Annotated in this window: 16 protein-coding genes, 1 tRNA gene and 1 pseudogene; 9 read left to right on the top strand and 9 right to left on the bottom strand. The window is 71.0% G+C overall.

Going from position 1 to position 23,196, the window contains the following annotated elements:
* Positions 1 to 17: 17 nt before the first annotated feature.
* The 3 genes from ACF08N_RS00480 to ACF08N_RS00470 are packed head-to-tail and all read left to right on the top strand — an operon-like array spanning position 18 to position 6,161.
* A complete protein-coding gene (locus ACF08N_RS00480) occupies positions 18 to 1,544 on the top strand; it encodes a glycosyl hydrolase family 28 protein (protein WP_392322318.1) in 1,527 nt (508 codons plus the stop codon).
* On the top strand, positions 1,541 to 4,876 hold the full coding sequence (locus ACF08N_RS00475) for an alginate lyase family protein (RefSeq protein WP_392322317.1): 3,336 nt from the start codon (positions 1,541 to 1,543) through the stop codon (positions 4,874 to 4,876). The genes ACF08N_RS00480 and ACF08N_RS00475 overlap by 4 nt, the downstream gene beginning before the upstream one ends.
* A gap of 28 nt (positions 4,877 to 4,904) precedes the next feature.
* Positions 4,905 to 6,161, top strand: coding sequence for an alginate lyase family protein (locus ACF08N_RS00470; protein WP_392322316.1), 1,257 nt, complete (start codon positions 4,905 to 4,907; stop codon positions 6,159 to 6,161).
* 43 nt (positions 6,162 to 6,204) lie between these two features.
* Here the strand turns inward: ACF08N_RS00470 and ACF08N_RS00465 are convergent, their stop codons facing one another.
* The 3 genes from ACF08N_RS00465 to ACF08N_RS00455 form a co-directional block, all read right to left on the bottom strand.
* Positions 6,205 to 6,762: a nucleoside-triphosphatase gene (locus ACF08N_RS00465; protein WP_392322315.1), complete on the bottom strand. Its 558-nt coding sequence runs from the start codon at positions 6,760 to 6,762 to the stop codon at positions 6,205 to 6,207.
* A 239-nt stretch (positions 6,763 to 7,001) separates the two neighbouring features.
* Positions 7,002 to 9,425, bottom strand: coding sequence for a SpoIIE family protein phosphatase (locus tag ACF08N_RS00460; RefSeq protein ID WP_392322314.1), 2,424 nt, complete (start codon positions 9,423 to 9,425; stop codon positions 7,002 to 7,004).
* Between the two features lie 196 nt (positions 9,426 to 9,621).
* Positions 9,622 to 10,065: an SsgA family sporulation/cell division regulator gene (locus ACF08N_RS00455; RefSeq protein WP_392322313.1), complete on the bottom strand. Its 444-nt coding sequence runs from the start codon at positions 10,063 to 10,065 to the stop codon at positions 9,622 to 9,624.
* Positions 10,066 to 10,190: 125 nt separating this feature from the next.
* On the opposite strand from ACF08N_RS00455, the gene ACF08N_RS00450 reads away from it, so the two are divergent.
* From ACF08N_RS00450 to ACF08N_RS00435, 4 genes are all read left to right on the top strand, one after another.
* Positions 10,191 to 11,567, top strand: a complete 1,377-nt coding sequence (locus tag ACF08N_RS00450) for a hypothetical protein (RefSeq protein WP_392322312.1) — start codon at positions 10,191 to 10,193, stop codon at positions 11,565 to 11,567.
* Positions 11,564 to 12,874: an MFS transporter gene (locus ACF08N_RS00445; RefSeq protein ID WP_392322311.1), complete on the top strand. Its 1,311-nt coding sequence runs from the start codon at positions 11,564 to 11,566 to the stop codon at positions 12,872 to 12,874. The genes ACF08N_RS00450 and ACF08N_RS00445 overlap by 4 nt, the downstream gene beginning before the upstream one ends.
* A 113-nt stretch (positions 12,875 to 12,987) precedes the next feature.
* On the top strand, positions 12,988 to 13,359 hold the full coding sequence (locus ACF08N_RS00440; RefSeq protein WP_392322310.1) for a DUF488 domain-containing protein: 372 nt from the start codon (positions 12,988 to 12,990) through the stop codon (positions 13,357 to 13,359).
* 171 nt (positions 13,360 to 13,530) lie between these two features.
* Entirely contained in the window at positions 13,531 to 14,754 is a 1,224-nt protein-coding gene (locus ACF08N_RS00435) for a cytochrome P450 (RefSeq protein WP_392322309.1), read from the top strand.
* Between the two features lie 105 nt (positions 14,755 to 14,859).
* Here ACF08N_RS00435 and ACF08N_RS00430 read toward each other — a convergent pair whose 3' ends face one another.
* On the bottom strand, positions 14,860 to 15,375 hold the full coding sequence (locus ACF08N_RS00430; protein ID WP_392322308.1) for a DUF309 domain-containing protein: 516 nt from the start codon (positions 15,373 to 15,375) through the stop codon (positions 14,860 to 14,862).
* A 125-nt stretch (positions 15,376 to 15,500) separates the two neighbouring features.
* Between ACF08N_RS00430 and ACF08N_RS00425 the strand changes: the two genes are divergently transcribed.
* Positions 15,501 to 15,574: transfer RNA gene (locus ACF08N_RS00425), tRNA-Pro, on the top strand.
* 181 nt (positions 15,575 to 15,755) lie between these two features.
* A complete protein-coding gene (locus ACF08N_RS00420) occupies positions 15,756 to 16,457 on the top strand; it encodes a CDP-alcohol phosphatidyltransferase family protein (protein WP_392322857.1) in 702 nt (233 codons plus the stop codon).
* 21 nt (positions 16,458 to 16,478) lie between these two features.
* Here the strand turns inward: ACF08N_RS00420 and ACF08N_RS00415 are convergent.
* The 5 genes and pseudogenes from ACF08N_RS00415 to ACF08N_RS00395 form a co-directional block, all read right to left on the bottom strand.
* Positions 16,479 to 16,904, bottom strand: a pseudogene (locus tag ACF08N_RS00415) (adenylyltransferase/cytidyltransferase family protein); the annotation flags it as partial.
* Complete coding sequence (locus tag ACF08N_RS00410; RefSeq protein ID WP_392322307.1) at positions 16,901 to 18,439, bottom strand: fibronectin type III domain-containing protein; 1,539 nt, start codon at positions 18,437 to 18,439, stop codon at positions 16,901 to 16,903. The gene ACF08N_RS00410 and the pseudogene ACF08N_RS00415, both read right to left, overlap by 4 nt.
* Positions 18,440 to 18,509: 70 nt before the next feature.
* Positions 18,510 to 20,051 carry an oligosaccharide flippase family protein gene (locus ACF08N_RS00405; protein WP_392322306.1) on the bottom strand — a complete coding sequence of 514 codons (1,542 nt, stop codon included), beginning with the start codon at positions 20,049 to 20,051 and terminating at the stop codon, positions 18,510 to 18,512.
* Complete coding sequence (locus tag ACF08N_RS00400) at positions 20,048 to 21,733, bottom strand: hypothetical protein (RefSeq protein WP_392322305.1); 1,686 nt, start codon at positions 21,731 to 21,733, stop codon at positions 20,048 to 20,050. Before ACF08N_RS00400 ends, ACF08N_RS00405 begins: the two co-directional genes overlap by 4 nt.
* Complete coding sequence (locus ACF08N_RS00395) at positions 21,708 to 23,186, bottom strand: hypothetical protein (RefSeq protein ID WP_392322304.1); 1,479 nt, start codon at positions 23,184 to 23,186, stop codon at positions 21,708 to 21,710. Before ACF08N_RS00395 ends, ACF08N_RS00400 begins: the two co-directional genes overlap by 26 nt.
* Between the last annotated feature and the right edge of the window lie 10 nt (positions 23,187 to 23,196).

Genomic DNA, 23,196 nt, shown 5'->3' with positions numbered 1-23,196 from the left:
CTCGCAAGGAGTCGCACATGAACCCGTCCCTGTCACGCCGTTCCGCCCTCCAGGCTGCGGGCGCCACCGCGCTCGCCGCCGGCCTGTCGGGCCTGACGGCGACGACGGCCAGGGCGGAGGAGCCCCCCGTCGCATCCGCGCTGGTGACGTACCCGGTGCCGGCCGGAGCTCCGGTCAAGACCGACAGCTTCACCGTCAAGGTCCGCAATCCTGGGGGAAGTTGGCAGGCGCTCGGCGTCCACCGCCCCACCCTCGCCGAGATCAACCCGGCCACCGGGAGCAAGAAGCAGTTCAACTCGAGCCTCGCCTACTTCGACTTCTCCGGCCAGGTCGAGGTCCAGGTCACGTACATCAGAGGCGGCGTGCAGAAGGTGCGGGTGCGGCCGGACTCGTACGGCATCAAGCCGGAAGTCCTCGCCGACACCATGCGGTTCACCCTGGACAAGCCACGGAACATCGTCGTCCAGATCAACGACGACCTCTTCGACTGCCTCCACCTGTTCGCCCGCGAGATCGAGAAGGACCGCCCGAAGGCGGACGACTCCGACGTCATCTACTTCGGCCCCGGCATCCACACCACCGCGGACGGCTTCCTGAATGTGCCATCCGGCAAAACCGTGTACGTGCACGGGGGCGCGGTACTCAGGGCGACGGTCGTCTTCAAGGACGTGCGGGACGCCCGGCTCGTCGGGCGCGGCGTGCTCGCCGGGACCAAGGCGGGCGGTGTGCTCGTCGAGGGCTCGACGGACATCTCCGTCGGCGCCGTCACCATGCTCAACCCCAATGGTTACGCCTGCCAGATCGGCGAATCCACGGACGTCTCCATCAAGGGCATGTGCGCCTTCAGCTCCAAGGGCTGGGGCGACGGCATCGACGTCTTCTCCAGCACCGACGTCACCGTCGACGGCGTCTTCATGCGCAACTCCGACGACTGCGTCGCGCTCTACACCCACCGCTGGAACTACTACGGCGACACCAGGAACATCACCGTCCGCAACTCCACCCTCTGGGCGGACGTCGCCCACCCCGTCAATGTCGGCACCCACGGCAACACCGACAACCCCGAGGTCATGGAGAACCTCGTCTTCGAGAACATCGACATCTGCGACCACCGCGAGCCCCAGATGGGCTACCAGGGCTGCATCGCCCTCAACGCGGGCGACAGCAACCTCATCCGGAACGTGAGGGTCGACGACGTCCGCGTCGAGGACTTCCGGTGGGGCCAGCTCGTCCACATGCGGGTCATGTACAACACGAAGTACAACACCTCGGTCGGCCGCGGCATCGAGAACGTCTGGGTCAAGGACCTCTCCTACTCGGGCAAGCCGCTCGCGACCTGCATGCTGCTCGGATACGACGCCGATCACCGCATCAAGGACGTCACCTTCGAGAACCTCGTCCTCAACGGCACGGTGATCGCCGACTCCATGCGCAAGCCGGGCTGGTACCTCACCACCGACTTCGTCCCGATGCACGTCAACGAGCACGTGACCGACCTCAGGTTCCTCACCACCGCCGAGGCAGCGGCGGTGACCGCGTCATGAGCACTCCCGCACCGAGCCGCCGGGGCTTCATCGGCGGCGCGGCCGCCCTGCTGCTCACGACGGGCGCGAGCGGACTGCTCGTGCCCGGGGCGGCCCACGCGGCTCGGAACGACACGGGCTCCAGACCTTTCACCCACCCGGGGCTGCTGCACACCGCCGACGACCTCGCCCGCATGAGAGCGGCGGTCGCCGCGCGGGAATCCCCGGTCCACGACGGCTACCTCGCGTTCGCGGCGCACGCGCGGTCGAAGGCCACGTACACGATCCAGAACACCGGCCACATCACCTCCTGGGGCCGGGGCCCCACCAACTTCCAGAACCAGGCCGTCGCCGACTCCGCCGCCGCCTACCAGAACGCGCTGATGTGGTGCGTCACCGGCAACCGTGCCCACGCGGACAAGGCCCGGGACATCCTCAACGCCTGGTCGGCGTCCCTGGCGACGATCACCGGGGCCGACGGCCCGCTCGGCGCCGGTCTGCAGGTCTTCAAGTTCGTCAACGCGGCCGAACTGCTCCGCCACAGCGACTACGACGGGTGGACGGAGGCGGACATCGCCCGCTGCGAACAGTCCTTCCTGAACGTCTGGTACCCGGCGATATCCGGCTACATGCTGTACGCCAACGGCAACTGGGACCTGACGGCCGTGCAGTCCGTCCTGGCCATCGGCGTGTTCTGTGAGGAGCGCACGCTCTTCGAGGACGCGCTGCGCTTCGCCGCGGCCGGCGCCGGAAACGGCAGCGTCCGGGGCCGTGTCGTCACCGACACCGGCCAGGGCCAGGAGAGCGGCCGCGACCAGGGCCACGAGCAGCTCGCCATCGGCCTGATGGGGGACGCCGCGCAGATCGCCTGGAACCAGGGCGTCGATCTGTGGGGCCACGACGGCGACCGCATCCTCGCGAACGCCGAGTACGCCGCCCGCTACAACCTCGGCGGCGACGTCCCCTTCACCGCCGACCTGGACCGGACGGGCAAGTACATCAAGACGGCCGTCTCCGCGAAGGTCCGCGGCAGTCTTCCGCCGGTCTACGAGATGTACTACGCCCACTACTCCGGCGTCCGCGCCCTCGACACCCCGTACATCAAGGCGGCCGTCTTCCGCGGCACCGGCGGAGCCCGCTTCGTCGAGGGCGGCAACGACGACCTGCCCGGCTTCGGCACCCTCACCTGCGCGGGGACGAAGGCTCCCGAGCCGGCCGCGCCGACGCCCCCCGCGGGAGTCACGGCGGTGGGCGGCGACCGGGGCATCAACGTGAACTGGCTGCCGTCCACATGGGCGACCACCTATACCGTCCGCCGGGCCAACCGCCCGGACGGCCCCTACGAGGAGATCGCGACCGGGGTCGACACACCGGCGTACACGGACAGAGACGTCCGCGCGGGACGGACGTACCACTACACCGTCGCCGCCACCGGCTCCCACGGGAGCAGCACCGAGTCGAGCCCGGCCGCGGCCACAGCGGGGCTCCCCGAGCCCTGGTCCACCCAGGATCTGGGGGATGTGAAGATCCCCGGCGCCGCGGCGTTCGACGGGGAGCGTTTCGTTCTCGAGGCGTCCGGCACCGCCGACAGCCACCGGCTGGTGCACCTTTCCCTCGCCGGCGACGGTGAGGTCACCGCGCGGATCGTGTTCCCGCTCAGCTCGCAGTACTCCACGATCGGTGTCACTCTCCGCGACTCCCTCGACGCGGGCGCCGCGCACGCCTCGATGCTGCTCCAGGGCCTGCCGTTGCACACCTGGAGCGGTGTCTGGACGGTGCGTCCGAAGGCCGGAGCGGAGGTCTCGGCCACGGGCAGCACCCCCGTACCGCCCACCCAGCAGCAGGCCATCACCACCTCCGCCGCCTTCCCGATCTCCGACCTCGGCAGCCTGCCCGAGTCGGCGACGCCGCTGGAGGCCCCGTACGTGGAGGGCGCGGGCGACGGCTACCGGCTGCGGGCGCCGTACTGGGTGCGGGTCACCCGCAAGGGCCGCCGCTGCACCGGTGCCATCTCCCCGGACGGCATCCGATGGACCGAAGTCGGCTCCACCGAGGTGATGCTGGGGCGTACCGCATACGCGGGCCTCGTCCTCACCTCCTGCCTCGGCGTCGACGAGGAGTACGCCGAGACCGGCACCGGCGCCTTCGACAACGTGAGCGTGACCTCCGCCTCGGCGGGCGAGGTCTGGACCGTGCCACGCCCGCGGCGTGCCGCCACCGGGCTGTCGGCGACCGCCGGCGCCGACGCCGTGGAGCTGGCCTGGACCGACCCCGACCTGGCCGCCCGGTACACAGTGCTGCGCGCCACCGCGGCCGACGGCCCCTACGCCACGATCGCGACCGGCGTCGGCCCGGTCGGGTTCGGCGCCAGAATCCGGTACGCGGACGCGACCGGAGCCCCCGGGACGGCGTACCACTACGTCGTCGCGAAGACGAACCACGGCGGCCGCGGCCCGCACTCGGAGTCCGTCTCGGCCCGCATGCCGGAGCCCTCGGTACCGCAACTCACCTCCGTCGGCACGGTGTTCGCCAACATGGGCGTCCCCTTCCGGCACCAGCTGCGCGGCTCGCACGAACCCGTGCGGTTCGCTGCCGACGGGCTGCCCGACGGGCTGAGCGTGGACAGGCGCACCGGCCTGATCACCGGAACACCCACCGAGACGGGGGAGTTCGGCGTTGCGACCCGTGCGGGCAACGCGGCTGGCGACGGAACCGCCACCCTCACCCTCACGGTGGGCACGCCGCCGCCCGCCCCCTGGGCGTACGGCGACCTCGGCGACGTGATCCTCGACGACCGCGCCTTCGGGACGCTCGGCGTGGTGGCCGTCCGCACTCCGGGCAGCACCGCCTACGAGGACCGGACCTTCGTCGTGCGAGGAGCCGGAACCGACCTCACCGTCAACAACCAGGGGATGACCGGCCAGTTTGTACGACAGCCCGTCACCGGCGACTGCGAGATCACCGCCCGGCTGGTCTCCCGTACCGGAGCCGTCGCCGACCGGGTGGGTCTGCTGATGGCCAAGTCCCTGTCCCCCTTCGACCAGGCGGCCGGGGCGATCGTCACCGGCGGGACCACCGCACAGCTGATGCTGCGCAGGACGGTGGCCGGCGCGTCCGCGTTCTCCGGTGCCACGACCGTTCAACTGCCCCTGCTGCTGCGTCTGAAGCGCACCGGATCCGCCTTCGCCGCGGCGATCTCCAGCGACGACGGCGCCTCCTGGACCCTGCTCGCCTCCGGCGAGCTCCCCGGGTTCGGGGACGCCCCCTCCTACGTGGGCCTGGTGGCCTGCTCCCGCAGCCCCCTGGCCCACAGCACCGCACGCTTCACCGATGTGGGCATCGCCCGCACCTGACCCCCCACCGGATTGGAGACCCACAGCGATGAGCCGCACCTCCCCCCACAGGCGCCGTCGACAGCTGGAGTTGAGCCGCCGCGGCCTGCTGAAAACCGCCGGCGGTATCACCGCCGCACTCGCCGCCGGCGCCTCGGCCGCAGCCCTCACCGGGACCGCGGCCGAGGGTGCGCCGGTCACCTTCACCCACCCGGGCATGCTGCACGCCTACGGCGAACTCAATCGCGCCAAGGTGCGCGTCGCCGCCGGCGACGATCCCTGGCTGTCCGGCTGGAACCGACTGACCGGCAACTCCCACTCCGCCGCCACCTGGACCGCCCGCCCGCAGGCCACCGTGATCCGCGGCGGCACGGGCGAGAACTACACCATCCTCTACAACGACATCCACGCCGCCTACCAGAACGCGCTGCGCTGGAAGATCGCCGGCACCACCGCCAACGGCGACTGCGCCGTCCGGATCCTCAACGCCTGGTCGTCCACCCTCACCTCGGTCACCGGCAACGCGGACCGCTTCCTCGCCGCCGGGATCTACGGCTACCAGTTCGCCAACGTCGCCGAACTCATGCGTGGCCACAGCGGCTTCGACCTCGACCGGTTCAAGGAGATGATGCTCGGAGTCTTCTACCCGCTCAACAACCAGTTCCTCACGCATCACAACGACGCCTGCATCACCAACTACTGGGCGAACTGGGACCTGTGCACCATGAACTCGATTCTCGCGATCGGCATCCTGTGCGACGACGGCGCGAAGTACGACCAGGCGGTCGGCTACTTCAAGAACGGTGCCGGCAACGGCTCCATCAGGCACGCCGTGCCGTTCCTCCACAACGACACCGCCGGATACGCCCTCGGCCAGTGGCAGGAGTCCGGCCGCGACCAGGGGCACACCGTGATGGGCATGGGCCAGATGGGCGCCTTCTGCGAGATGGCCTGGTCCCAGGGCGAAGATCTGTACGGCTACGACAACAACCGGTTCATGAAGGCCGCCCAGTACGTCGCCAAGTACAACCTGGGCCAGGACGTCCCCTTCACCACGTACACGTGGGGGAGCGGCCAGAACTGCGCCCAGCAGTCGCACACCGTGATCTCCTCCGTGGGCCGCGGCCAGCTCAGGCCGGTGTGGGACATCCTGTGGTACCACTACGGCCGCCGACGCGGGCTCGACGTCCCGTACATCAGGGCCATGGCCGAGGGGACCCGCCCGGAGGGCGGCGGCGGTGACTACGGCCCCAACAGCGGAGGCTACGACCAGCTGGGCTTCGGCACGCTGATGTACGCCAAGTAGCCGACGCACGCAAGAGGGGCCCGCGGCAGCACGTCCGCACGCGTCACCGGCGCTCCAGCTGTGCCGCCAGCTGCTCCGGGAGAGCGTCCCTGTTCGCCCGGGTGACGACGATGAGCTCGACGTCGGTGCGCCGCTTCAGGGCGTCGGTGAACGGGTTGCTGTGCGCCTGAACGGTCGAGACCACATCGATGCCGGTCTCGAACACGGACCCGACGGCCTCCCTGAACGAGGCGGAGTGCAACTCCATCCGCCCGAGCTCGTCGATGAGTACGAGCTGCCCCGGAACGGGTTCCGCCGACGCCGCGAGGAGCGCCGGCAGCGCCAAACGGTCCATGACGCCCAGGTCGACGCCGTACCGTCCCACCTTCGGCGGGCCAGGGAAGTCGACATGGGCGAGCACGGCGCGGTGCCCCGTCGTCGTCTCCAGAGCGAATCCGACCCGGGCGCCGCCCTGCCGGATTTCCTCGGTGGTGAAGCCGACGATGTCACGGGTGTGCAGACGCGCGGCCAGGCGGCGGACGACGGTGGTCTTGCCGATGCCGGGGCGCCCCTCCAGCAGGATCTTGCTGCACGGGAGGCCGGACCTGGCCGCCGCGGTCACCTGTCCCCACCCGGAGGGCGTCGCGCCGACGACAGGAGGTTCTGGGCGTCCGGATCGCCGCTCGCGGCGTCCACGGCGGCTGCGAGCCAGACGTCGGGCATTCCGTGGTCCACGTCCTCGATTGTCACAGAAGGGTGTCACGGAGCGGAGTCACGGACGTCCGAAGCGGTTCGCGTCGACGAGTCCGTGCCCCCACTCGGGGTCGGGCGCCCGTAGGGCGAAGCCCTGAGCCCCCGCCCTCAGGCCTCCGGCCGCGTCACCGCGATCTCCGCCCAGACCTGCTTGCCGCCGCTGAGCGGTACCGCGCCCCAGGCGGCGGACACCGCCTCGACGATGAGCAGTCCCCGGCCGCCCGTCGCCTCCCAGTCCACGATGCCCGGTTTCACCGGGCTGCGCGGCGACGCGTCGTTCACCGAGACGCGGAGCCGGTCCGCCGACAGCGCCAGATTGAGGCGCACCTCGCCCCTGGTGTGCGCGATGGCGTTCGTGACCAGCTCCGACACCACCAGCAGGGCCACGTCCACCTCCTCCCGCACACCCCACGTGCGCAGCGTCCGCGCCGTGAAGCGGCGTGCGTGCATCACGGCGTCCGGGAGCCGCCACACCGTCCAGTGGGTCCGCAGGGGCCGGGCGCGGGTGCCGTCGTAGCGCAGCAGCAGCACGGCCACGTCGTCGTCGCGGCCGTCGGCGCTGCCCAGCAGCTGGTCGGCGACGCGCCCGGCGTCGGCGGGGTCGGCGCCCGCGAGCACCTCGCGCACCCGCAGCATGCCGTCCTCGAGCGCGAGATGCGCCGACTCGACGAGTCCGTCCGTCACCATCGTCAGGAGCGTTCCGGGGGCCAGGCCCACCTCCGTCATGGGGAACCCGGCGTCCGCCAGCACACCGAGCGGCGGCCCTCCCTCGACCGGGAGCTCCTGTGTCGTCCCGTCGGGGTGGCGCACCACGGGAGGCAGGTGCCCGGCCCGTACGAACCGGGCGGTGCCCTCCTCCATGTCCAGGTCCGCGTAGAGGCAGGTGGCGAACAGGTCCGTCTCCATGCCGACGAGCAGCCGGTTGGCACGGGCGAGCACCACGTCCGGCGGGTGCCCCTCCACCGCGTACGCGCGCACGGCCGTGCGCATCTGGCCCATGATCGTCGCGGCGCCGGCGCTGTGGCCCTGGACGTCGCCGATGACGAGCGCCACGTGTCCGTCGCCGAGCGGGATCACGTCGTACCAGTCGCCGCCCACCTCGAGCCCCACCGTGGCGGGCAGGTAGCGGGCGACGGCCACGCCGCCGACCAGCACCGGAAGCTTGCGCGGCAGCAGACTGCGCTGGAGCATCGTCGCCAGTTCGTGGCCCGCGTCGAGGGCATGGGCGCGGGTCAGGGCCTGGCCCACCAGGCCCGCGACGGCGGTCAGCAGCGACCGCTCCTCCGGGCCGAACCCGTGCGGCTCGTCCCATCCCACCAGGCAGACCCCGACCATGCGCCCGTCGGCGGGGAGCGGCAGCACCGCCAGACCGCCCGGACCGATCCCGGCCAGGCCCGGCTCCAGACCGGCGCCCGAGGTCCACAGGCTCACGTGGCCGTCGCGCAGCGCGTTCCGCAGCGTCGGCAGGGCATGGCTCGACGCGTCCGGCCATTCCGAGCGCCATTCGGACTGCCACACCTGCGGCCAGGCATGGTGGTCCGGCGGTTCGAGGACGGTGACGAAGAGCCGGTCGCCCTCCAGCTCCGCCACCGCGATGCGGTCGGCGTCCAGCGGGCCGCGCAGCGCGGAGACCACCAGCCGGCTGACGTCCCGCACGGTCGTGGCGCCCGCCAGCTTCGCCGACAGCTCCTGCACGACGGCCACCTCGTCGGCGGTGGGCCGCAGGTAGGCGGCGTCGGCCACCACGCCGAGTATGCGCTCGGGCATTCCGTCGGCATCGAACCGCAGCCGGCACCGCAGGCCCAGCCAGCGCAGCTCGCCGCCCGGGCGCCGGACACGGAAGGCCAACTGACCTCCGGACGCGGCCAGTCGCCCCGGTTCCACGATCTCCATCAGCGCGGGAACGTCGTCCGGCACCGCGCAGGCGAGCAGCGTCTCCGCCCGGCCGTCGAACCGCTCGGGCGGCATGCCGAGCAGCCTCAGCATCTCGGGATCCGCGTCCATCGCGCCCGTGCCCAGCGTCAGCGTGAACGCGCCGCCCTGCGGCGGCACCAGGGACGGGCCGTGCGACCGCGGCTGAGGGCCTCGGCCCGAGGCGCGGGCCGCGGCCGACTCGAGCCCGGCCGCGACCTGGTCGGCGTAGAGCTCCAGCAGGGTGCGGCGGTCGGCGTCGAAACCGTCGCCGACCTCGCCGGCGACCACGAGGCACCCCAGTTCCGTGGCGCCCCGGCCCAACGGCAGGGCACCCAGTGACAAGGGACCCGGTGAGGTGCCCGATGCGGGGTGCAGGAGGGGGGCGTCCGCGCCCGCTCCGTACGCGGCGACGTCCGAGGGCCTGAGCCACAGCGGCCGGCCGGCGCGGAACGCGTCGGCGGCGGGGGAGTGACCGGTGAGCGGGACGTGCGTCGGCAGCCCGTGCGTCCCGCCGCGGTCCCCGGCGACCTCGGCCAGGCGCAGGCCGTCGGACTCCTCGGCCAGCACGTAGACAGCTGCCAGCTCGGCCCCGCAGAACGCAAAGTCTTGCCTTGTCAAAGTTTGTACCGCCTCCGTACGCGGACAGGCGTCGCCTTCCTCCCATGCTGCCGTTCACCGGACCTTCGCAGCTAGTCAGGCGTCAGGAGCAAGGAGCAGGGACTGAATGATGCCCGTGCGGGCGGCCGAGGGCAGCAGTCCTTGGACAAGTGAGCGAAATCTTCACCTGTGCGGGGAATGCCGTGATGGCAGGGGTTCAGGGGGTTGCGGGGACGATCAGCCGCTCCTGGCCCGGCGGCACCAGCCGCATCGTCCGCTCCAGCCAGGCCGTCAGCGCCATGGAGGGGGCCCGCAGCACGGCGTTTCCTTCCGGCGTGGACAGGGAGAGGCAGATCGCGCTGCGCTCCTCGTGGACGGTGGCGGGCCAGATCCGCACGTCGCCCTGGCCGCTCGGCCGGTACACCCCGTCGATGAGCAGGTCCCGCCCGAACGTCCAGCTGACCGGGTCCGGGGTGTCGATGTGGAAGGCGATGTGCACGGCGTACGGCTCGCCGACGCGGTAGGTCAGCCGGGTCGGTACGGCCACCGGCGTGTGCGCGGCCGGCCGGGCGGCGAGCACGAGTTCGAACTCCAGCTCGCGCTCCACGACCGTGCGCGCATCCGGCGCATCCTCCCGGAAACCGTGCGTGCGTGCAGGCACTTGGCGGGGCTCCTCACCCATGCGTGCGGTCTTCTGACGAGCACTCAACGGGACCGCCGTGCCCCTGGATAGCGTCCGTCGGCGGCAGGGCCGCTTAGACCGCTTAAACCAGAACGGAGTTCTGTGTGCGCCCCAGGAACGAGCGACTGGCACGCGCCGTGCGCGAAGCCGGATACAGCTACGCCGAGCTCGCCCGGCAGATACGGGCCGTCGCCGCCGAGAACGGCATCACCGCACGCACGAACTCCTCGGCCGTCGCCCACTGGATCGCCGGTACCCGGCCGGGCCGCACCACCGCCCGGCTCATCGCCGAGACGCTGTCGCGGCGGCTGCCATTGCCGGTGTCGCCGGCCCAGCTCGGCCTGCTGACCTCGCAGGACGCCGACGACCCCCTCCCCGGTCCCGGTCAGGACCGCGACCCGCTGGAGGTCCTCGACGCCCTGGCCGGGGCGGACATCGAGCGCAGCCCCTGGTCCCGAACCGTTCCCTACAGCGTCGCCGCCGCCGCCCTTCCCCTGGACGCCGGCGCACCCGGCACGGCCACGGGAGACGTCCCGCGGCAGTGCACCGGCACCGTCGGCGCGACGGAGGTGGCGGCCGTGCGCGAGATGACCCGGCTGTTCACCGCCGTGGACGAGCGGTTCGGCGGGCAGCACGGACGCACCGCGCTGGTGCAGTACCTCAGGAGCGACGTGGCCGCGCTGTGCCGCGCCCGGTTCCGGACCGAGGAGCTCAAGCGGCAGATGCTGTCGGCCGGGGCGTGCGTGGCCTACCTCGCCGGCTGGAAGGCGTACGACGCGGGGGAACAGGGCCTCGCCCAGCGCTACTACCTCCAGGCGTACGCCCTGACCCATGAGGCCGGCGACGACCTGCACGGCGCGTTCGTCCTGCGCGTCCTCGCCCACCACGGCATGGAGGTCGGCCGCCCGGAGCACTCGCTCGCCCTCGTCGACGAAGCGCTCCGGCGCGTGCGGGGTCGTACAGATCCCGCGACGGAGTCCCTGTACGTCGTCACCCGCGCCCGCGCGCTCGCCATGGCCGGCCGGGCGAAGGAAGCCGTCGCCGAGGCGGCGCGCGCGGCCCGGCTCGTGGAGGGCGCGGACGAGCGGGAGATGCCGTTCTGGGCGGCGCTGTGGGGATCGGCGAGCGCCTGCGTGGGCAATCACACGGCCAAGACGGCCGAGCACCTGGGCTCCTACGACGTCGCCGAACGCCACTTCAGCCACGCCGTGTGGAACCGCTCCGGCGGTGAGCACCGGCGCATCACCGCGCTGAGCGTCGCGCACACCGGGACGATGCAGTGCCGCCAGGGTCTGGTGGAGCAGGCGTGCGACACGTGGGAGCAGGCGCTGGAGTTGATGGACGGGGTGCGCTCGGCCCGCGTCACCCGCGCGGTCGCCGGGATGAGGCGCGAGCTGGCCCCGTACCGGCATCGCAAGGTGCAGGCCGCCGTCGAGCTCGAGGAACGCGTCCGGCTGTGGACGGCCAAGGACGACGCGTGAGCATCCGGCAGCCGACCGAGCGCCCGCTGCGGACAGCGGCCTCCGTCAACCGGGTCACGAGCGCGGCGCTCGTCGGCACGGTCATCGAGTTCTACGACTTCGCGCTCTACGCCACGGCCGCCGCGATCGTGTTCGGCCCCGTCTTCTTCCCCGGCTTCGCCCCGGCCGCGGCGACGCTGGCCGCCTTCGGGACCTTCGCCACCGGATTCGTGGCGCGCCCCCTCGGCTCGGCCCTCTTCGGCCACATCGGCGACCGGCTGGGCAGGCGCGCGGTCCTGCAGTCCACGGTGCTCGTCACCGGCCTCGCCACGTTCGCCATCGGACTGCTGCCCGGCTACCGGGAGCTGGGCGTCGCCGCGCCCGTCTGCCTCGTCGTTCTCCGCTTCGTCCAGGGCCTGGGGATCGGCGGCGAATGGACGGGGGCCGTGCTGCTCGCGGGCGAGCACGCACCGGCCGGCCGCCGCGGGCTGTGGGCCTCGTTGCCCCAGACCGGCCCCGCGATCGGCTTCCTGCTCGCCAACGGCTGTGTCCTCACCCTCTCGGCGGCGCTCACCGAGGGGCAGTTCCTGGCCTGGGGCTGGCGCGTGCCGTTCTGGTGCGCGGGGCTCCTCGCCCTGATCGGCTTCCTGCTGCGGTCCCGGGTCGTCGAGACGCCGGTCTTCCAGGAGCTCGCGCGCGACGATGCCCTCGCCCGGTCCCCTCTGCGGACCGTCCTGCGGCAGCATCGCGGACGCGTCCTGCTCGTGGCGGGCGCGGTCATGTGCACGTACGCCGTGCACTACACGGCCACCGCCTGGGCGATGTCCCACCTCGCCGGCCGGCCGGGCTTCACTCGCACCGGGACACTGCTGTGCCTCATGGCGGCGATGACCGTGATGGCCGCCGCCACGCCTGTCGCCGCCGCACTCGGCGACCGCTACGGCAGGCGCCGGGTCGGCATCGCCGGCTGCGTCGCGATGGGCGCCACCGCCGTGCCGTATCCGGCGCTGCTGGGAACCGGCGGCCTGCCGGTGCTGTGGGCCAGCACGACGGCGATGCTGCTGGCCCTGATCACCATGCTCGGCGTGCAGGGCGCGTACATCCCGGAGCTGTTCGAACCACGGGTGCGTGCGTCGGGGACGGCGGTCTCGTACAACCTGGGGGCGGTGCTCGGCGGAGCGCTCACGCCGCTGATCGACACCAGGCTGTCGCAGACGACGGGCGAGGGCGTGCCGTGGGCGGTGGCCGCGTACCTGGTGGGGGTGTGCGCGGTGAGCCTGCTGTGCCTGCTGCGGCTCCCGGACACACAGAACGAGCAGCCAGCCTGACGCGAGAGGCATTGGCCGGGAAGGGACCGCCGGGGTCCGGGCCGGGCAGGACGGGTAGACCGTACGGCGGTGTTCCGCTGCGCCCCGCGCGGCGGAGCGGAGACCCTGGGGGAATGCAGCGACGTTCCGACAGGGTGAGGGTCCGCCGGGTCTACGAGACGCCCGACCCGGACGACGGCGTACGCGTCCTCGTCGACCGGCTCTGGCCACGCGGACTGGCCAAGACCGAGGCACGCGTCGACGAATGGCCCAAGGCGCTCACGCCGTCGACCGAACTGCGCCGCTGGTACCACGGTCCGGACGGGACGTACGAGGAGTTCTGCCGGCGCTACGAGGACGAACTCGCCGAGCCCGAGGCGGCCGAGGCCCTGGACCGGCTCCGGGCCCTCGCGGCCGACGGGCCGCTGACCCTGCTCACGGCGGCCAAGGACCCGGACACCAGCCATGCGTCGGTGCTGATGCGCCTGCTCCGCGCGAAGCGGTAGCGCGCCCCCGGCGGGCTGATACGGAGTCCCTACCTCCGCCGATGTGCTCTTCACGGCTGCCACGCGGGTCGTGCAGGATGACCGGACGCACCACCGCGAGCCGGGCGGCGCGGCCGGGGCCGGCCCGGACCGTCCTGTGGCCCGGCCACCGCCGATCCCTGGAGGCGCCGCGTGGCGAGCAAGGACCATGCCCGGCTCGACGAGTTGCAGCGCGACCCCTATCCCCTCTACGCCCGCGCCCGGGCGGCCACCGGCCTCACCTTCGTACCGGAGCTCGACGCCTGGCTGGTCGCCCGCGACGAGGACGTACGCGACGTGCTGCGCCGCGCCGACGACTTCTCCTCCGAGCGCGCGCTCCTGCCCGACGTGATGCCGTCACCCGCGGCCCTTCAGGTGCTCGCCAAGGGGTACGGCAAGCGGCCCACTGTCGTCTCCACCGACGGCGCCGCGCACCAGCGCCATCGAGCCCCGCTCAACCACGGCCTGTCCGCCGGGCGCATCGCCGCGCTCGTGCCCTACGCCGTCGAACGGGCCGAGGCACTCGTCGACGCGTTCGCCGGCGACGGCCGGGCCGAGCTGATGTCGGCTTACGCGCGCAGGCTCCCCGGGCAGGTCATCGGCCGGCTCATCGGCATCGACCCGGCCGACGTGCCCGCCGCGGTCCACGGCGGCTACCGCGCCGAGCAGTTGCTGTTCCGCCCGATGGCGGAGGACGAGCAGGTCGCGGCCGCCGAGGACGTGGTCGCGCTGCAGACCATGCTCGACCGGTACATCCGCGCGCGGCGCGCGGACCCGCGCGACGACCTCCTGTCGGGCATGGTCGCCGCGCTCGCGCCCGGCACCGGCGAACTGACCGTCGACCAGCGCCACGAGCTCGTCTCCAGCTTCCAGAACCTCCTGATCGCGGGGCACCTGACCACCACCGCGCTCATCGGCACGACCCTGCTGCACCTGCTGAGCGACCGGCGCCAGTGGGAGCTGGTCCGCGACGATCCCGGCCTGATACCCGCGGCGGTCGAGGAGGCCGCCCGCTACGACACCGCCGTCCAGGGCTTCCGCCGCACCACGACCAGGCCCGTGACCGTGGCGGGCACCGAACTCCCGGCTGGCGCCACCGTGTTCGTCGCCTACGGCTCGGCCAACCGCGACGAGCGCCACCACGACCGGCCCGACGTCTTCGACGTCACCCGGCCGCTGTCCCGCCGCCATGTGGCCTTCGGCCACGGGGCACACGGCTGCCCCGGCTCCCAGCTCGCCCGCGAGCAGCTCGCACTGACGATCCGTCTCCTCACCCGGCGGCTGCCCGGTCTGCGGCTGGACGAGGACAGACCGCGTCCGGTGATGCGCCCGACCCTGATCCACCGCTCACCGGAGGCAGTGCACGTCCGCTGGTGACGCGTCGGGCGGGGCGGCACCTGCCGGGCCGCGCGCGAGTCGCGTGTGCCTCGGGCTCACGGACGTACCGGAACCGTACAGGTGAGCGCGTCCGGGCCCAGTGCCTCAGGCACCGGAGCTCGACGCTCGGTCCGCCGGACCACCTGTCAGCTTCGGGGCCTCGGCCGCCGCGTCGACCGGGCCCGTCAGCCCGTCCGCCAGCTGCCGGGCCCACTGCACCAGACCCGGGACGTCGATCCCGTACGGCCCCTCGAACGGCGTGATCCGCTCCGCCCCGCGCACCAGTAGCCGGGCGCCGCCCGTGATGTTGCCGCGCGCGGCGTGTGTGAGGCCGACCGCCAGCTGGGCGAGCCCCCGCCACAGTTCGCGTTCGGACTCGGGGCCCGACTTCCAGGCGTCCTCGAAGACCTCGTGGGCATGGAACGGCATGCCCGCGTCCAGCAGCCGTTGCGCCTCCGCCACGGTCTCGGGCCCGGTGCGCCGCACCCCCTCGGGCTGGCGCTCCACCCCCGGCGCGCCGTACGGGAGGGGACGCCCGAGTCCGTCGCGGGGCCGGGCGCTGCGGGCGCGGCCCTCGGCGTCGCGGTCGCGGCGGGGCCCGGCACTGCGTTGCTCGTCCATACCGCGATTGTCCCCCGCCCGCGCGGCGGCGCCCGGTCACGGTGGACCCGCCCGGCGGCCCGGCGAAGTGATGTATTGTTCTCTTGCACGTTCGGTCAGGGGGAAACCCCAGGTCACACGGGCACCGGGACGTGGCGCAGCTTGGTAGCGCACTTGACTGGGGGTCAAGGGGTCGCAGGTTCAAATCCTGTCGTCCCGACTCGAGAGAGTCGTACGGGAAGAGGCCGTGTCGGAGGCATCCGACACGGCCTCTTCCCCGTTTTTCTGGGGATGTCCACCAACGACGCCGCGACTGAGCGGCGAGACCCCTTGTAGAGGGTGACGACGTCACTTCCGTGATAAATAGTACCCCACGGTGGTATTTGCCTGAAGAGGGTGAAATGTCAGAACTTCCTGATGTGTTCCGACTCCTTTCGACTGCCCAGAAGTCGCCGAAGGGGGTCTCGGTCTACAGCCAGTTCGTCAACCGTCCGGCAGGTCGCATGCTTGCGGCGGTGGCGTACCGCATCGGGGTCACACCCAACCAGGTGACCGTCCTCAGCACCCTGTTCACATTTCCGGCTTTGGCGGCCGTGGCGCTGTTGCCACCCGGGCCGGTGATGGCGGTCTGTGTCTTCGCGGCCCTGGCTCTGGGCTTCGCCCTGGACGCGGCGGACGGACAACTTGCACGGAGCCAGGGGACGGAAAGCGCCTCGGGGGAGTGGCTGGACCATGTGGTCGACACCGTCAAGATCGTGGGCATCCACATGGTCGTCCTGGTGTCGTTCTACCGCTTCTTCGACCTGTCCAGTGCGTCGTTGCTGCTCGTGCCGATGGCCTTCCAGTTGGCTGCCGTCGTCATCTTCGTCGGCGGGATCCTGACGGAGCAGTTGAAGAGGCGGACAGGGAGGAAGGCCCCGTCGGCGCAGCCGTCCGCGCTGCGGTCCGTGCTCATGCTCCCCGTCGACTACGGGACGGTCTGCGTCAGCTTCCTATTCCTGGGGAGCCAGGATCTCTTTCTCGTGGTGTACAGCGCGCTGCTCGTGGCCCATGTCGTCTTCATGGTGGCCTTCCTCGTGAAGTGGTTTCGCGAGCTCTCCTGACGGCGGTGGCCCGGTTGGATCGCGCGAGGCGAGCAGGTCGAGCGCTGCGCGCAGAAGAGTGCTCGAGGTGTGCGCGGTGTACGGGAAGTAGACGACCTCCACACCGACCTTCGTGAATTGGGCTTCGAAGGTTTTCCACACATCAGTGCCGAGCCAGTCGTCACCTTTGAAGATGACGTCGAAGCCGATCTCCTTCCAGATCTCGACCTTGTCGTCCATGGTCGCCACGTACGTGTCGTCGACGTAGCGCACGCTGCGCACGATCTCCAGCCGCTCCGAGAGCGGTACGACGGGCGGCCTGCCTTTGAGTTGCACCACCAGTTCGTCGGAGCACACGCCCGCGACGAGGTGGTCGCAGTGTTCCCGGGCCCGGCGGAGGATGTTGAGGTGGCCGATGTGGAAGAGGTCGAAGGCTCCGGGCGCGTAACCGAGGCGCTTTCCTGTCACAGCTCGCCTGCCGGCTGCGCTCCGGCGGCTGCGGTCACTTCGATCGTCGCGGACTTGGTCGAGGTGTTGTCGCCGTCGGTCACGGCGATCGCGTACTTGTGGCGAGAGCCGGGGGCGACGGAATCGGTGTACTGCATGTCCGGGCGGTCCCACGAGGTGGAGCGCTGCGTCGGCGAGGCCACGAGGCGACCGTCACGGTAGATCAGGTACTTCAGCTCCGCGTCGTCCCGGTCCCATGCGGCACGCCACGAGAGCGTGACCTTGCCGCCGCCGGAGTCGGTGGCCGTGAGCCGGGGAGCCTCTTCCGGGGCTCCGGTGTCGGGTCCGGCTCCGAATCGGGTCAGGCCCTGCTGCGGCTTGTCGTTGACCTCGGTGAACTCGCCGGCGGCCCAGAGGATGTCCTTGGCCATCACCAGCGCCCGGGGCCCCGCGGTCTCGCCGAGTCCTCCGTTCGAGTCGGGGAACCAGTGCAGGATGTGCTTGTTGTGAACCGACTGGGCCAGGAAGTGCTGGCGGTTGTTGTGCTCCGGAAAGCCCCCGGGAGTGTCGAAGCAGTTGTGGGCGTGGGAACCGCTGTACAGAACCTCCTTGTGCACGACAACGGCCTGAGTAGCGCCCAGGCAGGTGTCCTTCCACACCATCGAGTCGTCGGACAGACTGCCGGCGATGCGACCGTCGAAGACGCCCGTCCCGTAGCCTTCCGCTCCCAGATAGAAGTTGTTGCCGTCGAGTGCCAGGGACTTCACCGACGACCTTCGCGGGAGCCAGCGGTGATACGTCGCCACGGTCGAGCCGGTCGAGGGATTCAGGGCGACCAGCGCACGCGACCGCTCGCCGCCGGCCCTGTTGAACGAGCCGCCGACGATGAGCTTCCTGTGTTCGGTCGCGGCTGCGATGGCCCTGACCGTCCCGTCGAGGTCCGCCCTGAACGGCAGCAGCGAGCCGGCCGGGGTGAACGACGCGATGTAGTTCCTGGTCTCGCCGTTGACGAAGGTGAAGGCACCACCCAGGTAGACCTCTTTGTCCGTGGTCTCGATGGCGTGGACGGGTGCCGACATGGCAGGCCGGAAGTCCTTGCGCAGCGAGCAGTCGGCCGTGTCGAGCGCGACTGCACTGGCCACGCCGGTCTTGCCGACGTGGCTGAAGGAGCCGCCGACGTAGAGCACTTTGCCGTCGGGGGACGCCTTCAGCGCCCGTACCGTGCTTGAGCCGCCGGTGAAGGAGTGGGTGCAGGGCAGCAGTTCGCCGGTGGCAGCGTCGAACGCGGCGAAGTTCTTGCGCGCGATCTCCTTCTCGTTGGGCTTCGCGCCTGGCGGGCGGACGTGGTCGAACGTGCCGCCGACGTATACGACACCGCCTGCGTACGCGAGCGACCAGACGATGCCGTCCGTCTGCCAGGTGGACAACGGGTCGGCTGTCACGGCGGGCTTGCCGGCGACCTCCGCGCCGGAAGCGGTCACAAGTGAAGCGGCGGTGAGGAAGGCCACGGCGGATGCTGTGGTGACATACCTCGTCGGGCGATTACTCAGGCGCATGGAACATCCCAGGCTTCGAAGCGGGTGGGGAGAAGTGAGGAATTCGGGTGGCCGCGCCATAGCGACGGACTCAGGCGTCGCCTTTCCGGAGGACGCCGGCGAGCTCGTGCACCCCGAGCGCGGTGCGAAAGCGGATCAAACTTATACTGAATACGCAAATCCCCATGGTCATTCCTGCGGCGAGTCCCATCGCCGTGTCGCCGGCCAGGAACCTGGCGGGGAGTACCACGGCAGCCGTGAGGCACAGACCGGCGCCGGTCGCGGCGATGTACCCGCGATCTACGGTCGTGAAGCCGGGATTTCGCCGCACCAGAGCAGCTGCTGTGAGGTTCTCGACGACGATGGCCGCTCCCCAGGACAGGGCGGCCCCGAGGACTCCCCAACGGGGCACGGCGAGGATGCCGACGGTCAGCTGCACGGCCAACGCCACTCCACTGACCGCCAGTTGCCACGAGCTCTTGCCTGCCATGAGCAGCACGGTCTGTGCGTTTCCCACCCCGATGTTGATCGCCGTGGCAACGCAGAGAACGACCAGGGCGTCCGTCCCGTCGGTGAACTCCGGTCCGAAGAGGGAGAGGACCGTGCCGGGGAAGCTCATGAGCAGGACGAACAGAGGCGCTGAGAACAACACGATCCAGCGGGTCGAGATGCGGTGCAGATGGCATGCCTGCTGCATCTCGTCCATGGCGATCAGGCTGCTGATCTGGGGCGCGACGGCCCGACGGATGGCCTGCTGGATCAGCATTCCCGCCACGATGACCCGGGTGGTGGCCGTGTAGATGCCGGCCTCTTCGCTCGTACCGAGGCCCGACAGCAGGATGACGCCCACCCACACCGCACTGATGTCGAAGAAGGTGGCGACGGCGCGTGGTGCGGAGAAGGCCCAGAATCCCCGCCGGACAGCAGCCGCTTCCGGGCCGGGCGGCGGCGTCCGGCCCGGCCGGCACCGGCGCAGCGCGACCCAGGCGACGAAGACACCGGCCAGAGAAGGAATCAACCAGGCGGCGGCCAGAGTCAGTACACCCGGTACGAGGAGCGCGACCGGTACGGCGATCAGGACGCGCAGCACGGGTTTGCCGATCTGCTCGACCCCGACGAACGGGAGCACGGTGCCGTATCCCTGACTGGCGCCGAGGAGGATCAGGCTGATCGTGGCCGCGGGGAGGAACACCGCGAAGAGCCGGACAAGGGTGACCGCGTCGTCCGCGGCCAAGTTCGGCAGCAGCGAGGTGGCCGTGGTGGGTGAGAAGAACAGCAGCGCGGCCGCTGCGGTGCTCGCAACGGTTCCCGGTACGAGGGACGTGCGCAGGAGCGTGCCCACCTGCCGGCCGCCGCCCATGGCCACATCGCGGGACACGAAGCGCACCAGCCCCGTGTCGGCACCGAGCTTGCAGGTGTTGCTGAGGATGGTGAAGACGGCGACTCCGGTGAAGACCGCGCCCGACCCGTGCGCGCCGAGGACGCGGGCGACCAGGGCGACGAGCAAGTAGCCGAAGACAGCGTTCACCACCGACCCGAGGAAGCCCCACCATCCGCCCCGCGCCGTGGCGGCAACCCCGCTCCGGGCGGACGTTCCGCCGGTGGCGGGTACGGCCGTTCCGGAGGCGCTCATCCTCGGGAGGTGGTGACCGTGGCGTCCTGGCCGGACGACTCCTGCTCCGGCGGAGCGGCCGCTTCCTCCTGTGTGGCGGCGGGGGCGTCCTGGGCGGCAGCGGACAGATCTCCGGCCCGGTCCTCAGAGGGAGTGGTGGAACTCCGCTTCTTCAGACAGCGGTTGAGGGCGTCGTCCAGAACACTGCGGACGCGGGCGAGCCGGTTCTCCCGCTTGCCGGTGTCGAGTACGGCACCGACGATGTGTCCGCCCGAGCAACTGACCAGCTCGCGCACCCGCTTGAGGTCCTCGCGCCTGAGTCGATCGAGACCGCCCACCACGAGGACGCCGTCCACACGCTGGGCGACCGCGAGACTGTCGGCGTGTTCCAGCAACGGCCGAGCCAGAACAAGGGCCGACATTCCGAAGTCGGCGGACGGCAGGACGCGCGTCGCCGCGGGGGGTGCCGGGACGTGGTCGGCGGTGGTGCCCCGCGTGTCGGGGAAGAGGGTGAAGCGCCCCGCCGTCCCCGCGTCGACGACGACCTGGTCATCGGAGAGCCGCGCCAGTTCGGTGTCGACGTCGTCCTCCGGCACCAAAGGCAGGCGTGCCGCGAGGCCGGGTGCGCTCGCGGTGGCGTCCACCAGCAGGACGTCATCACCCGACTCGGCGAATGCGGCCGCGAGGTTCACCGCGGCGGCCTCCGCGGCCTCGGCCGCCAAGTGGTCCGGCTTCGGCGACACCACCAGAAGCGTGCGCACGGCCGTACGGGCCTCGGCGGGCCGGATACGGAAAGCGATCGTTCGGTACGTCTCAGCTCGGCCACCGCCGGTCCGGCCCACGTCCAGCAGTTCGCCGTCCATGGCGGCGCCGGGGACGATGCCCAGTACCGGAGCGCCCAACGCGCGTTGGACCTCGCTGACCGAGCGGGCCCGGGGCTCGAGGGCCGTGCGCAGCCAGGCAAGCAAGATGCCCAGGAAAAGACCGCCCACCACACCGGTGCTCAGGAGCATGGCAGTCCCCGGCCCCGACGGCAGCGCCGGCGGCTCGGCCTCGCGTACGACATCGCCCCCGCTGGTGTCACGGGACTCGATGTCCGAGATCCGCTTCTGCATGGTGTTGATCTGGTCCCGAAGGCTCGCGTCCTGGGCGGTGTTGGCCTTCTTGGAGATCTTCTTGGTCAGCCGCGCGACCTGCTGCTCCAGACCCTCCGTCATCCGCTTCACCGTGGCGTCGGTTCTGTCCTTGCGATCGGCCAGGTACGCGTCGACGAAGGCGTTGGCCACTCTGGCGGCTCGCTGCGCGGTGCCGGCGGTGTACTCGAACCTGAGTACCTGGGTCTCCGGCGGGTTGCTGACGCGCAGGTCCTTCAACAGCACGGCGGATCGGGACGGTTCACGCAGGTCCTTCGCCGCACGGGCGGCCACGGTGGCGCTGAGCGCGATCTGCCGCTCCGTGCCCATGCTGACCTGGTTCTCGACGGACACACCGAACGGGCTGAACGGGTCCGTCGTCGAGCGGACGAGGACCTCGCCGGTGGAGGTGTAGCTGCCCACGCGGAACAGCGTCAGCAGCAGTCCGGCGAGCAGGCCCAGGACAATGCCCAGCGCGATGGTCGCGCGGTATCTCAACAGTTGGCGCAGTTGGTCGCGGAGCTGGTCCGGCTCGTCGTACCGGTCATCGAATCCGGTGGGGCTGGTCATGGATGGCCTCCTGTTCCTGGGAAGGGAGCGGGCCGGCGGTCGCGGGCGGCAGCGACGGTGAAGGGAAGCGGAATGCCCGGGCAGCGGCGCGGGTGGTGATGAACAGCGGAATGGTGAGCAGGAGCAGCAGCGGCCCCGCGATGGCCATCAGGCCTCCCCGCAGGACGATCATCTGATAGAAGGCGAGGCCCGGGATTATCAGAGCCGCCAGCGTGGCCTGCCTGTTCCCGAGCCTCGCCCGGATGTCGTCCATACGGCGCCCGCCGACGCCGAGCAGCCAGAAGGCGACGACCACAGAAGGGGCTCCGGCCCACTGGTAGGTCTCGATCCACAGGGGTGCCGAAAGGTTCTGGAATTCGTAGCCCGCGTACTGTGCGATGAGGCCACCGGTGTCCTGCGGTTTGTCCGGCCAGACGGAGCGGGGCACCATGAACAGGGCCGGACCGAGAGCGGCCGACGGCGAGAAGCCGGTCTCGTGCACGTAGTCGAGGCCGGTCTGCATCTGTTGATACGCGTCGTAGTCCATGTTCGAGGTGAACATTTCCGTCAGGGCCACCGCGCGAAGGGTCTCGCGCTCGTCGTAACGGAAGTAGTCGCTGTAAGGGAACATGAGCAGCACGACGGTCGTGAGTGCCGCGGCCGTGATGCGGAAGGCTCGCGGTGTGCTGAACCGGGCCGATGCGAAGAGGAGCGCAAGGAGGACGGTTCCCGCCCAGAAGCGCGGCTTGCTGATCGGGTTGTTGACGACGACATTGACCGCGACGAGGAGCGGCAGCAGCATCCAGCGCAGCCCGCGCAACAACCGGTCGCCACTCGGCAGGCGGACCAGATGCATCAGGGCCAGCAGCGCCCAGAAGGCGGTGACGGAGAGGATCCAGGCACGCAGCACCCGCTCGGAGTCCGAGTCGACACCCTCCAGGCGCGCTGCTTCTCGACTGGTGAAGTAGGGTTCCACTCCCCCCTGTTGGGGGATCAGCCATGCCGCGAGAGCCAGCGACAGTCCGCACAGCAGGAGCACGGGCACGGGGGCGAGCGTGCGGGAGAGCAGCGGTTCGAGGACGACCGAACGGCGGTCGGCGCGCCGGGCGGCGAATGCCGCCCCGGCGCTGTAGGCGAGCAGCCCGAGTTCGGTCAGGGCCGTGGCGGCGAACGCCGTGGTCTGACCGGCGCGGTAGGCGAGGGGGTAGGCGTCGGTGGCGAGCATGGCGAGCGGTGCCAGTCCGAGCCATACGTAGGCGAACAGCCAGAAGCCGAGCGCGACGAGCCGCACCGACTCGGCAGTGAGCACCTTCGTGAGCGCCCCACCGCTGTGGGCGACGACGACGCACTGCAGGGCGAGTGCCGGCCCGAAGTGCAGGTCGGGGGTCTGAAGGATCAGCGAGGGCAGCAAGACGACGAGGACGATGACCCAGCCGCACAGGGCAGCCGTATGACGTCCTTGACTGCTCTGCACCTGGCGCCCC

Source organism: Streptomyces sp. NPDC015127, from assembly GCF_043080095.1.
Taxonomy (GTDB): domain Bacteria; phylum Actinomycetota; class Actinomycetes; order Streptomycetales; family Streptomycetaceae; genus Streptomyces.
This window is presented reverse-complemented; position numbering and strand designations above follow the sequence as displayed.